Consider the following 11,770-nt stretch of genomic DNA (forward strand, 5'->3'; position numbering starts at 1 on the left):
ATATTCGTATTACCCTATCATTATGGTAGACTAACGCCTAATTTTTGGCAGAGAGAATCGTCATCTTGTTACACATTAAGTCCGTCACCTGCATCAAGCAAGATCGTTGTTTGTTTGCGGATCTTAATTTTAGCCTTAATAGCGGTCAAATCATGCAATTAGCGGGTCCTAATGGGGCTGGTAAAACATCGCTATTGCGTATTATCGCAGGCTTTTCTGTGCCTGATGAAGGGTCTGTTCTGTTCCAAGAGCAACCTATATCTAAGTACTATGAAGAGTATGCCAGAGAGCTGCTTTTTATAGGGCATAAAACAGGTGTAAGTACTCAGCTTAGTGCAGTTGAAAATGTTCGCCACTGGTTACAAATTAATGGCTACATAAATGAGCCTGATTTATATCCTATTTTAGCGCAACTTGGCCTTGTTGGACTTGAAGATGTACCCGTTAGAATGCTATCTGCTGGGCAACAACGGCGCGTGGCTTTAGTTAGACTTTGGTTAAGTGATGCTAAATTATGGGTACTTGATGAGCCATTTACCGCGCTTGATAAAAGCGGTGTCGCCTTTTTACAGCAGCGATTTACTGAACACTTACAAAGCGGTGGTGCCATTTTATTAACGACCCACCAAGACTTAACGACCCACTTTAGTAACTTACAAACGGTTACACTGGAGTATCGCCACTAATGACTCGTCAACACTCTTATTGGTTGCTATTTAGTGCGGTATTTACCAAAGATGTAAAACTTGCGTTTCGCCAGCGCGCCGAAATTGTAAATCCTATTTTATTCTTCTTAATTGTAATTTCATTATTTCCGTTAGCAATAGGGCCTGAGCCCGGTCTACTTGCGAGAATGGCGCCAGGTATTATTTGGGTTGCCGCATTACTCTCTACCATGTTGGGTTTAGATAAGTTGTTTAGGGATGATTTTAACGATGGCTCGTTGGAGCAGTTAATTGCATCCTCCTATCCGTTATCGCTAACCGTACTTGCTAAAGTGGCTGCTCATTGGGTGGTAACAGGTTTACCGCTTGTATTAATGACACCGCTATTTGCATTGTTGTTAAACCTAGAGAGTACGGCGTTAACAGCAACCGTTTTAACACTATTATTAGGCACACCATTATTGAGCTTTATAGGCGCAATAGGTGCTGGGCTTACTGTGGGGCTACAAAAAGGAGGTATTTTGATGAGTTTACTCGTACTGCCTTTGTATATTCCTGTTTTGATTTTTGCAACGTCGGCTATCGATACCAGTACAATGTCACTGGATTATAGTGGGCAGCTTGCCATCCTTGGTGCAATGTTACTTATTGCTATTATTAGCGCACCAATTGCCATATCGTCAGCTTTAAAAGTGAGTGTAAGTTAATGTGGAAGTGGTTACATCCCTATGCTAAAGCAGAGCGTGCATATCAGTTATGCAATACGTTACTGCCATATTTTGCCGTAGTTACCGTAGTTAGTATGATTGTTGGATGGGTATGGGGCCTTGGTTTTGCACCCGCCGATTACCAACAAAAAGACAGCTACCGTATCATTTTTATTCATGTGCCTTCTGCCATTTTATCTATGGGCGCTTACTCTTCAATGGCGATTGCCGCTATTGTTGCACTTGTATGGCAGCTACGAAATGCCGAACTTGCCGTTATAGCTATTGCGCCTGTTGGTGCATGTATAACAGCTATTGCCCTTATTACGGGCGCTGCATGGGGTAAGCCTATGTGGGGTGCTTGGTGGGTATGGGATGCACGTTTAACGTCTGAGCTTATTTTATTATTTTTATATCTTGGCGTACTTTCGCTTTACCATGCATTTGAAGATAAGAAGTCAGCAGGGCGTGCGGCTTCTATTTTAGCAATTGTTGGCGTAATTAATTTACCTATTATTCATTACTCTGTTGAGTGGTGGAATACGTTACACCAAGGTGCAAGCATTACAAAGTTGGATACAAAAGCGATAGATCCAAGTATGTTTTGGCCTCTTATGGTTAATATTTTAGCCTTTGCTGCTTTTGTTGGAACAGTGACTTTAATTCGTCTTAAAAATGAAATTTTGCAACGAGAAAAGCACCGACCGTGGGTGCGCTCGTTGTTAAATAAGGGGTAATTATGCAATTTGACTCTTTTTCTGATTTTATTGCAATGGGAGGTTATGGATTTTATGTCTGGCTTTCTTTTGGTACATGCGCACTTATTTTACTCGGTATTTTAGTGAACTCTTTGAGAGACACCAAGCGTATTATGGCTTCAGTGGAGCAACAAATAATACGTGAAGCGCGAATTAAAAAAGCTAAGCAGGAACAAATCTCATGAATCCAAGACGTAAGAAGCGCCTATTGGTAATCATTGCCGTACTGTTTGGTATTGGTGGGTCTATTGGTTTAGTGCTTTATGCACTTCAAGAAAATATTAATCTTTTTTATACGCCAAGCGAATTAATTGATGGCAAAGGCCCTAATAAAGAAAAACCCTTCATTGGGCAAAAGCTACGTATTGGCGGCATGGTTGTGCCAGGTACGGTTGAGCGTAATGAACAAAGCTTGCAAGTAAACTTCAAGCTAATAGACACTGGTCCATTAGTGACTGTGCGTTATCAAGGTATATTGCCAGATTTGTTTCGTGAGGGGCAAGGCATTGTAGCGCAAGGTGTATTAGTCGAACCTAATGTTATTGAAGCATTTGAAGTGCTTGCAAAGCATGATGAAGAGTACATGCCAGCAGAAGTTGCAGAGGCAGTTAAAGGTATTAAACACGAAAAACCAAAATACAACTTAGATAGTGGTAATTAGCTATGATCCCAGAAATTGGTTATTTTTCTTTAACGCTTGCCATGGTGCTAAGCGTTTTACTGTGTATCTTTCCTCTTTGGGGCGCGCATACCGGTAATCTTCGATTAATGCGTGCGGCTCCATCTTTAGCAATAGGGCAGTTTGCTTTTGTATTAATCTCTTTTGCTGCACTTATTTATGCAAGTTTAACAGACGACTTTACCGTGTCGTACGTGGCGTATCATTCAAGTAGTACACTGCCTTGGTATTACAAAATCACCTCTACATGGGGAGGGCATGAAGGAGCTATTTTATTATGGTTAGTCATGCAAGCGGGTTGGACAGCTACTGTTGCAGCGCGTTCTAAATCATTACCTTGGGTTTTGCGTGCTCGCGTACTAGGTGTGCTTGGCTTTTTAGGTGTCGGTTTTATGATGTACACCTTACTGCTTTCAAGCCCGTTTGAGCGCCTACTTCCTTATTTTCCGGTAGAAGGGCGTGATTTGAATCCGCTGCTTCAAGATCCAGGTATGATTATTCATCCACCATTATTGTACATGGGCTATGTGGGGTTGTCGGTTGCTTTCTCTTTTGCTATAGCTGCATTGTTAACCGGTAAACTTGATAACACATGGGCTAAATGGTCACGTCCGTGGACGATGACTGCATGGGGTTTCTTAGGTTTAGGTCTTACCATTGGTAGCTGGTGGGCGTATTCAGAACTAGGCTGGGGCGGCTGGTGGTTCTGGGATCCAGTAGAAAACGCAGCGCTTATGCCTTGGCTTGTTGCAACCGCATTACTGCATTCATTAAGTGTGACAGAAAAGCGCGGTATATTTAAATCATGGACTGTATTATTAGCAATTGCAGGCTTTTCGTTAAGCTTGTTAGGTACGTTTATTGTACGCTCGGGTATTATTGTATCGGTACATGCGTTTGCTACAGACCCTGATAGAGGCTTATTTATACTCGCCTTTTTAGGCATCGTTGTCGGTGGTGGCTTGGCGTTATATGCAATGCGTGTATCGCAAGTTCACAGTGAAGGGCGATATAAGCTGGTATCGCGCGAAGTAGCGTTATGGCTCAATAATATATTTTTAGTCGTTGCTACATTAATTGTTATGTTAGGTACACTGTTGCCAATGGTTCATAAAGAAATGGGCTTAGGTAGCATTTCTATTGGCGAACCGTTTTTTAATAAGATGTTTGCAATAATTTTAGTACCGTTTGCTATTTTGATGGGTATCGGACCACTTTTACGTTGGAAGCAAAACAAGTGGGCTTTTTTGCAAAACAAAATATTAATGGGTGTATTAGCAAGTGTTGTGATTACCTGTGCTTGGTTGTTCTCAAGTTACGATTTAGTAAAACCACTTACATTATTAGCGACAACACTGGCGGTTTGGATTGCAATATCAACAGGGATTGATATTTACACCAAAGCAGCTGTACACGGGAGCTTAAAAGAAGGCTTAAAACGCTTTACTGTAAGTTACTGGGCTATGGTACTTGGGCATATTGGTATTGCATTTATTATTGCGGGCGTAACACTTACCTCGGCTTATTCAGTAGAGCGTGATGTATCGATGAAACCGGGTGAAACAGCACAGCTTAATGAGTATGAATATCGCTTTGATGGTGTAAAAACTATTCGTGGACCAAACTACAGCGGTCATGCAGGCGTTGTATCGGTGCTTAAAAATAATGAGCTAGTAACACGTTTACACGCCGAAAAACGTAAATATGACATTGGTATGCAATTTATGACTGAGGCGGCAATAGATGCCGGTTTTAAACGTGATTTATATTTAGCATTAGGTGAGCAACTAAGTGGTGATGCATGGTCACTTCGTATTTATCATAAACCATTTGTACGCTGGATATGGATTGGTGGTGTGCTTATGTCATTTGCAGGCTTCATGATTTTATTTGATAAGCGTTACCGTACATCAGCTAAAACAGCCCGTAAAGATGTGCCGGAGAGTGTTTTATGAACCGTAAAATTTTAGCTATTGCGCCGCTTTTAGTGTTTGCTTTTGTGTGTGTATTTTTATACCAAGGTCTTTTTTCCAACCCTCGTGAAATTCAAACAGGGCGGTTAGGTCAAGAGATGCCAGCGTTTAATTTACCTGATTTAATGCAAGACAATAAGCAGTGGACCAACGAGTCGTTAAAAGGCGAAGTTTACTTATTAAATGTATGGGGTACGTGGTGCCCAACATGTTTAGTTGAACTTGGTTATTTAACTAAGTTACGTGAGCAAGGCGTTAAAATTATTGGACTATATTACGTACAAGGTTACGACGCTGATTTTGATGGCCCGTTTGATATGCAATCACTTCGCAGCGAAGTCACTGATATGCTGCAACGTGCGGGTGACCCTTACCAATTTAATATTTTAGATTTACACCGTACTTTGTCGTTGGATTTAGGTGTATCGGGTGCGCCAGAAACATTTTTAGTTGATAAAAACGGCACTATTTTGTTACATCACACCGGTGATATAAACCCGCGAGTATGGCGAGCTAAATTTGCGCCAATTATGCAGGAGCTTAAATAATGAAGTGGTTACTACTTACGCTTAGCCTTTTTGTAAGCACGGGTGCGTTTGCACAGCAAGATCGCTATCAATTTGATAACAACAAACAAGCAATATTGTTTGAAGAGTTAACCAAAGAGCTACGTTGCCCTAAGTGTCAAAATCAAAACATTGCGGACTCAGACGCTATTGTTGCTAAAGACTTGCGCGATAAAGTGCTCATCTTGGTTAAAGAAGGTAAAAGCAAAGACGAAGTGATTGATTATATGATTGACCGCTTTGGCTATTTTGTTCATTACGACCCACCAGTTACGCCAGCGACTTTAGTGCTGTGGGTACTACCTGTATTAATTGTAATTGTTGGCTTTGGTTTTATTGTTATTCGCCAACGAAAAGCATCAGTAAAACAAACATGGAGCAGCGACGACGAAATGCTGTTAGCTAAGCTAATTGATGAAAATAAACGTCAGGGGCAAAGTTAAATGATTTTAATGTGGGCGTGTTTTGCTTTACTCACTCTGGTTGCTCTTGGGTTTGTGATGTTGCCTTTTTTAAAAAAAGAGCGTGTTCAAACAATTACTCATAACGCCAATGCTGAGCTAATTAGTATTTATGAGCAGCGTTTAGTTGATTTACAAACCGATTTAGATAATCAGCGAATTGATACCGTAAATCATGCAGAATCAATTGTTGAATTAAAACGTCGTTTATTGAACGAATTATCACCAGAAAAATCACTTAACAGCAAAGGTAATAATCGTATTTTTGCTTTAACTGGTGGCGCATTTGTTCTTGCTCTAGCAGGTGTTTTTTATGGTTTAACGGGTAGTCAGCAGCAAATTTCGGCGTGGAATGATGCAATGGATAATTTAGCTGATTACGGCGAGCGTGCTGTAATGCAAAAAGGTGAGCCGCTTAGCCAAAATGAGCTGCAGGCATTTGCATTGGCGCTTCGTACAAAGCTTAGCCGCTCAGGGGATGATGAAGTTGCTTGGATGCTACTTGGACGAGTTGCTATGTCGCTTAATGAATTTGACATGGCGCAGCAGTCATTTGATAAAGCACTACGTATGAATCCTGATAATATGCAGGTACTTATTAGTTATAGCCAAGTTTTATTACTAGAAGGCAGCGAAGCTAATATGACTCGTGCGGCAGGTATGCTCTCAAAAGTACTAAACGTTGAGCCTACCAATTTAGATGCTATTTCGTTACTCGCGCTGATAGCTTATGAGCGTAAAGATTGGCCGCAAGCTAAAACTGCATTTGAAGTTTTATTGGCGAGCATGGAAAAAAATGATTCACGTTATAACATGATCTCAGAACGTATTGCTGATATTGAGCAGAAAATGCAGAGTGAAGGCTCTGTTATGCCAGTTACTACTACAACGGGTGCTATTGCAGTTACAGTCGACATATCAAAAGAGCTTATTGATAAACAGCCAAAAGACGGTATTTTGTTTATATTTGCAAAAGCTGCAACTGGCTCACCTATGCCATTGGCTGCTGTTAAGCTTACTCAATATTCATTTCCAATTACAGTTGAGTTGAGTGATAGTAGTGCAATGGTTGCAGGGCTTAACTTGTCGAGTGCAGAAAATATTATTATTTCGGCGCGTATTTCTATTGATGATTCGGTTATGCCAAGCTCTGGTGAGCTAGAAGGTCATTCACAGTCGTTAAAGCGTGAAAGTGTAAGTGACTACCAACTTCAAATTGATACATTAATACCTTAAGGACGTTAGATGTTAAAACACAGTTTTACTTTTTTATGTTTATTGATACTAGCCGGCTGTGCTCAAGTACCACAAAGCAAAGTAGATGACAGAGATCCGCTGCAAAGTATTAATCGTCCATTATATGACTTTAATATGGATGTACTGGATGCTTATTTGTTGCGCCCAGTTGCTGTAGGCTATGTTGAAGTAACGCCTGTACCGGTAAGAAACGGTATTGTTAATTTTACAGGTAATATCACCGCACCTGTAGATATGATCAATGCGGGTTTGCAAGGTAAACCGGGTAATGCAAGTGTCAGCTTAGCACGCTTTTTAGTTAACTCTACTGTTGGTCTGTTTGGTATCTTTGATGTTGCAAGCTCACTAGGTCTTGAAATAGTCGATGAAGACTTTGGACAAACGTTGGGTGTATGGGGCGTAGGTGATGGCGCCTATTTAATGCTACCAGGTATGGGGCCAACAACAGCACGTAACCTGACCGGTGATGTAGTCGACAACTTTGTATTACCTGAAGTTGCGCTAACGACGCCACAAACTATTTTAGTATTTGTTTTAAAAGCAGTTGAGGCGCGTGCATCTTTAATACCACAAGAAGGGCTATTAAATGATTCACTTGATCCGTACTTATTTGTAAAAGATATTTACTTCCAGCGTCAAATTTATGAGCTGTACGATGGCAACCCACCTATAAAAGAAGAGCCAGCTGATTTTGATGAAGACTTTCTAGAAAGTTTATAATTGAAGCCACTGATAAAAACGCCAGTTAAATGCTGGCGTTTTTATTTACTGTTCATATATAAGCAGAACTTTGGCTAGAGAAAAATAAACTTGAATATCATTGTGATTCAATATATTAGTAAATATCTTAACCAGAGTTCAGGTTACTTATTTTTCGTTAACTATTAACTGCATTTGCTCATTAACCCAAGTCAGTGCTTCATGATAGGCATCAGGAACTTTTTCACCTAGGTTTAGCTCTTTTGCTAACTCGCTTGCGGCTGACCAGTTAGCTTGTTCATAATACTTAACTAAGTTTAAATATTTTGCCAGTAAGCCTTCATCGTTTAATAACGCTGCTTTTATGTCATTCGAAAGTGGAAGCTTTTTCATAACGCTTTGCATACTCTCATCTAAAATAGCATCCATAAGAGACATCATACCGGTTAAAAATGCCATACCGGTGTCTTTAAATTGACCATGAGATATAGCGAGTAATTCACCAAATCTAGCGCGCGTAAGTGATAGCCTGATAAGCTCTACAGGCTTATCTGCAGAGACTTGGGCTGCAAATAGTAGTGATAGTAACTTTTTAATTTCGTTTGCACCAAGTACTATAAGTGCTTGCTTAATAGTGCTTATTTCAGCACGCCTAACAAACGCTGCTGAATTTGAATACCTAAGTAATTTATAAGATAGGTTTACATCACGCTCGAACACATTAGTGATCTTTTTAAGATCCATATCAACGCTTGATGTTTCGTAAAGTAATTCGGCTAACGCCATTTCTGAAGGCGGTAGAGCCTTACTTTGCACCATTTCAGGTTTTGAGAAGAAAAATCCTTGGAAATAATCAAAACCTAGCTCTAAAGCTTGTTGGTAAATCTCGTAGGTTTCTACTTTTTCGGCAAGCAACTTAATATGCGAGTGTGGTTTTAAGTCTTTAAGAACTGTTTTTATTGTATCTATGTCACATGTTAAAAAGTCGATTTTAATAATATCAATAAACGGGTAAAAGTGGCGCCATACAGGCTGATGAATATAGTCATCAAGAGCGATAGTGTAACCTTTATCTTTTAAATCTTTAACAATGGCTAATAATCTCTTCCCTGGCTGCACGGTTTCAAGTATTTCTACTACGATTGTGTCTTTACCCAATAGAGTAGGGTAACCCTTTAATAGCGTTTCTAAGGTAAAGTTTATATAAGCGGGCTTATTGTCGGTTAAATCTTCTAAGCCGAAGTTAAACTGGCTACCTTCAATAAGTCGTGTAGTTGCTTCGTCACCATCTATATCGGGGAATACGTTATCAACGCCATCGCGAAATAAAAGCTCATATCCAATGAGTTTTTTATCTCTGTCTAAAATTGGTTGGCGTGCAGCGTAAAAATACATAAATAGTTCCGTAAGATTAATGTAATTAAGTATTGTAATAATATATGGCAAAAGACTCAAAATAGCATTACGTATATTTGCTAGATTAATAAATTATCATTAAAAATGAAGGCGTTTCTGCATTTAATTTATTATATTTCATCAATTCGCTTTAAAAATGTTCAACATGAATGTTTTTGCATCAGCTAGAAGTAACAAGTTGGAGATTTTATTATTAAGCATGATATAGTCGGCGAGAATGGTTTTTACCCCAATAGTGTCTTAACTATAAAATTTTAAGAGTCATTATTTGGATTAAAGCCTATTATTAATAATTATGCGGAGGCTAATTTGGAAACAGGAATGATTATTTCACTAGCATTATATTTTATTGTAATGTTAGGTATCGGACTATATGCATATAAGCAATCTACTGACGATGTATCTGGTTACATGTTAGGTGGACGAAATCTATCTCCAAGTGTAGCTGCACTGTCTGCTGGTGCATCTGATATGAGTGGCTGGATTTTAATGGGCCTACCTGGTGCGATGTTTGTTACTGGTTTTAGTAGTACATGGATAGCAATTGGCTTGGTGATTGGTGCTTGGTTAAACTATCTGTTAGTTGCACCGAGATTACGTGTTTACACTGAAAAAGCAAACGACTCTATAACAATCCCAGATTACTTTTCAAATCGCTTCAATGATAAATCCAATTTATTACGTGTTGTATCAGCTGTGGTAATTATTGTTTTCTTTACTCTTTATACTTCATCTGGTGTTGTCGCTGGTGGTAAATTGTTTGAAAGTTCATTTGGTTTAACTTATGAAATGGGTTTATACATTACAACGGGCGTAGTTGTTTTATATACCTTGTTTGGTGGCTTTTTAGCTGTAAGCTTAACTGACTTTGTGCAAGGTTGTATTATGTTCATTGCACTTATTCTAGTCCCAACTGTTGCATACTCTTTGCTTGAACAACCTTTAGAATCAACTTTACATAGCGTAAATCCAGATATGCTTAATTGGATTGGTGCAGGTTCTGCATTAGGTATTATTTCTGCAATGGCCTGGGGTTTAGGTTATTTTGGCCAACCACATATCATTGTTCGTTTTATGTCGGTACGTAGTGTTAAAGATATGCCTAAAGCACGCCGTATTGGTATGACATGGATGATTGTTGCTGCCATTGGTGCTGTTGGTACTGGTATATTTGGTGCAGCTTATACTTATGAGAACAACATTGTAGTTGAAGATCCAGAAACAATTTTCTTAATTCTTTCTGAGTTACTGTTCCACCCACTTATTGCTGGTTTTTTACTTGCTGCAATTTTGGCTGCGATTATGAGTACTATCTCATCTCAATTATTGGTTAGTTCAAGTTCATTAACAGAAGATTTCTATAAAACATTCTTACGTAAAGATGCCAGTGATAAAGAGCTAGTTGCTGTTGGCCGTATTAGTGTTGCCGTAGTTGCTATGTTCGCTATTTATTTAGCTTACGACAGAGATAGCTCTATTTTAGACCTAGTAAGTAATGCGTGGGCTGGCTTTGGTGCTGCGTTTGGACCACTTGTATTGTTTAGCCTTTATTGGAAACGCATGAACTTTGCTGGTGCGTTGGCTGGTATGTTAGTAGGCGCATTTACTGTGCTAATTTGGATATATGGACCATTTACTATCAATGGTGAAAGCTTAAGTAGCTTTATGTACGAAATAGTACCTGGCTTTATTTTAGCAAGTATTGCAATTGTTGTTGTTAGCTTAGTAACAAAAGGGCCTGAGAAAAACATCACTGCTTTATTTGATGAAGTAGAAAAAGAGCTTTAATTAGCAATTACTATTTTTAAAATGAGTAGTAAGTAATATCAATCCGTAATAATACTTAATCGTTTTGCGGGTCTAAACGTGTTGTTACTGGCGTTAAAAATTTTCATTTAGAACAACTAAATATCGATTTTTTTGCCTAGCTATCAACACGTTTTCCTACCCTCAAATAGATCACTTAATTAAGCTAATTGGTATAATAAAAAAGGGAGCAACTTAGTTGCTCCCTTTTTTATTTAGTTTGTCCCGTCCAAGGAGGGAGCATTCTATGAATTAACTTACTTTTTTATCGTTGTTATCTTCAATTGATGCAATGTTATCTGACTTTTTACTTTTTGCTGGCGCTTTGGTAACAGTTGGATCTTTGCCACCTTTTAATATGGTCATAAAGTCATCTTTGCTTTTCGCTATTTCTAAAGCAAGTGATTCAATTTGTTGCTCACTAAGCGGTACGTCTACCTTTTCTAGCATCAGCTCTAGTGATTCTGCTATATCGAGCATCTTGTCATAAGCATCCGCTTCTTTTTTGGTAGTAAACGTCATACGCTCGACTCCATTTCGTTCTACAACATATTTAACAACAACAGCCATGATTTCTCCTGCAAAATTGCTTGGCACCGTGGTTTTCAAAAAAACCATTAGATTACTGTTTTTATGTACAGTAATGGTTTGTAGGTAAATTTGCAAGCACGAAGTATTAATTTTTAGGTGTCTTAAATTTGACAAAAAACGGTAACTTTACTTTAGTTAAGCAATCACTTTGTTGTACCAGCTGCATTTTCAGGATTTCGGATCATAGTGATA

Annotated in this window: 13 protein-coding genes; 11 read left to right on the forward strand and 2 right to left on the reverse strand. The window is 38.9% G+C overall.

Annotated features, from left to right (window positions below; all coding sequences use genetic code 11):
• The first annotated feature begins 65 nt into the window (after window positions 1-65).
• Genes ccmA through EU510_RS00340 form a run of 10 tightly spaced genes read left to right on the forward strand, consistent with a single transcriptional unit; the run spans window position 66 to window position 7,786 of the window.
• Window positions 66-686, forward strand: a complete 621-nt coding sequence (ccmA, locus tag EU510_RS00295) for a cytochrome c biogenesis heme-transporting ATPase CcmA (RefSeq protein ID WP_100218342.1) — start codon at window positions 66-68, stop codon at window positions 684-686.
• The gene (ccmB, locus tag EU510_RS00300; protein ID WP_002959286.1) at window positions 686-1,372 is read left to right on the forward strand and encodes a heme exporter protein CcmB; all 687 of its coding nucleotides are present in this window, start codon (window positions 686-688) and stop codon (window positions 1,370-1,372) included. Before ccmA ends, ccmB begins: the two co-directional genes overlap by 1 nt.
• The gene (locus EU510_RS00305) at window positions 1,372-2,109 is read left to right on the forward strand and encodes a heme ABC transporter permease (protein ID WP_002959285.1); all 738 of its coding nucleotides are present in this window, start codon (window positions 1,372-1,374) and stop codon (window positions 2,107-2,109) included. Before ccmB ends, EU510_RS00305 begins: the two co-directional genes overlap by 1 nt.
• Before the next feature lie 2 nt (window positions 2,110-2,111).
• Complete coding sequence (gene ccmD / locus EU510_RS00310) at window positions 2,112-2,315, forward strand: heme exporter protein CcmD (protein ID WP_002959284.1); 204 nt, start codon at window positions 2,112-2,114, stop codon at window positions 2,313-2,315.
• The gene (gene ccmE / locus EU510_RS00315; protein ID WP_149591775.1) at window positions 2,312-2,791 is read left to right on the forward strand and encodes a cytochrome c maturation protein CcmE; all 480 of its coding nucleotides are present in this window, start codon (window positions 2,312-2,314) and stop codon (window positions 2,789-2,791) included. Before ccmD ends, ccmE begins: the two co-directional genes overlap by 4 nt.
• 2 nt (window positions 2,792-2,793) lie before the next feature.
• Window positions 2,794-4,764 carry a heme lyase CcmF/NrfE family subunit gene (locus tag EU510_RS00320; RefSeq protein WP_149591776.1) on the forward strand — a complete coding sequence of 657 codons (1,971 nt, stop codon included), beginning with the start codon at window positions 2,794-2,796 and terminating at the stop codon, window positions 4,762-4,764.
• Window positions 4,761-5,330 carry a redoxin family protein gene (locus EU510_RS00325; protein WP_149591777.1) on the forward strand — a complete coding sequence of 190 codons (570 nt, stop codon included), beginning with the start codon at window positions 4,761-4,763 and terminating at the stop codon, window positions 5,328-5,330. Before EU510_RS00320 ends, EU510_RS00325 begins: the two co-directional genes overlap by 4 nt.
• The gene (locus EU510_RS00330) at window positions 5,330-5,791 is read left to right on the forward strand and encodes a cytochrome c-type biogenesis protein CcmH (RefSeq protein ID WP_149591778.1); all 462 of its coding nucleotides are present in this window, start codon (window positions 5,330-5,332) and stop codon (window positions 5,789-5,791) included. Before EU510_RS00325 ends, EU510_RS00330 begins: the two co-directional genes overlap by 1 nt.
• Window positions 5,792-7,045: a c-type cytochrome biogenesis protein CcmI gene (gene ccmI, locus EU510_RS00335; RefSeq protein ID WP_149591779.1), complete on the forward strand. Its 1,254-nt coding sequence runs from the start codon at window positions 5,792-5,794 to the stop codon at window positions 7,043-7,045.
• A 9-nt stretch (window positions 7,046-7,054) separates the two neighbouring features.
• Window positions 7,055-7,786: a VacJ family lipoprotein gene (locus tag EU510_RS00340; RefSeq protein ID WP_002959276.1), complete on the forward strand. Its 732-nt coding sequence runs from the start codon at window positions 7,055-7,057 to the stop codon at window positions 7,784-7,786.
• 147 nt (window positions 7,787-7,933) lie between these two features.
• Here the strand turns inward: EU510_RS00340 and EU510_RS00345 are convergent, their stop codons facing one another.
• Window positions 7,934-9,160, reverse strand: coding sequence for an EAL and HDOD domain-containing protein (locus EU510_RS00345; RefSeq protein ID WP_149591780.1), 1,227 nt, complete (start codon window positions 9,158-9,160; stop codon window positions 7,934-7,936).
• 330 nt (window positions 9,161-9,490) lie between these two features.
• Between EU510_RS00345 and putP the strand changes: the two genes are divergently transcribed.
• Window positions 9,491-10,969, forward strand: a complete 1,479-nt coding sequence (gene putP / locus EU510_RS00350) for a sodium/proline symporter PutP (protein ID WP_149591781.1) — start codon at window positions 9,491-9,493, stop codon at window positions 10,967-10,969.
• A gap of 270 nt (window positions 10,970-11,239) precedes the next feature.
• On the opposite strand, the gene EU510_RS00355 is transcribed toward putP, so the two are convergent.
• Window positions 11,240-11,557 (reverse strand): YebG family protein, encoded by a 318-nt coding sequence (locus EU510_RS00355; protein ID WP_149591782.1) that lies wholly within the window; start codon window positions 11,555-11,557, stop codon window positions 11,240-11,242.
• Between the last annotated feature and the right edge of the window lie 213 nt (window positions 11,558-11,770).

The organism is Pseudoalteromonas sp. FUC4, assembly GCF_008370255.1.
In the GTDB taxonomy this organism is placed as follows: Bacteria; Pseudomonadota; Gammaproteobacteria; order Enterobacterales; family Alteromonadaceae; genus Pseudoalteromonas.

Coding starts and splice junctions, on each gene's coding strand:
- EU510_RS00305 (WP_002959285.1), top strand. CDS start 1,372: ATGTGGAAGTGGTTACATCCCTATGCTAAAGCAGAGCGTGCATATCAG.
- ccmD (WP_002959284.1), top strand. CDS start 2,112: ATGCAATTTGACTCTTTTTCTGATTTTATTGCAATGGGAGGTTATGGA.
- ccmI (WP_149591779.1), top strand. CDS start 5,792: ATGATTTTAATGTGGGCGTGTTTTGCTTTACTCACTCTGGTTGCTCTT.
- EU510_RS00340 (WP_002959276.1), top strand. CDS start 7,055: ATGTTAAAACACAGTTTTACTTTTTTATGTTTATTGATACTAGCCGGC.
- ccmB (WP_002959286.1), top strand. CDS start 686: ATGACTCGTCAACACTCTTATTGGTTGCTATTTAGTGCGGTATTTACC.
- EU510_RS00325 (WP_149591777.1), top strand. CDS start 4,761: ATGAACCGTAAAATTTTAGCTATTGCGCCGCTTTTAGTGTTTGCTTTT.
- EU510_RS00355 (WP_149591782.1), bottom strand. CDS start 11,557: ATGGCTGTTGTTGTTAAATATGTTGTAGAACGAAATGGAGTCGAGCGT.
- EU510_RS00345 (WP_149591780.1), bottom strand. CDS start 9,160: ATGTATTTTTACGCTGCACGCCAACCAATTTTAGACAGAGATAAAAAA.
- EU510_RS00330 (WP_149591778.1), top strand. CDS start 5,330: ATGAAGTGGTTACTACTTACGCTTAGCCTTTTTGTAAGCACGGGTGCG.
- ccmE (WP_149591775.1), top strand. CDS start 2,312: ATGAATCCAAGACGTAAGAAGCGCCTATTGGTAATCATTGCCGTACTG.
- EU510_RS00320 (WP_149591776.1), top strand. CDS start 2,794: ATGATCCCAGAAATTGGTTATTTTTCTTTAACGCTTGCCATGGTGCTA.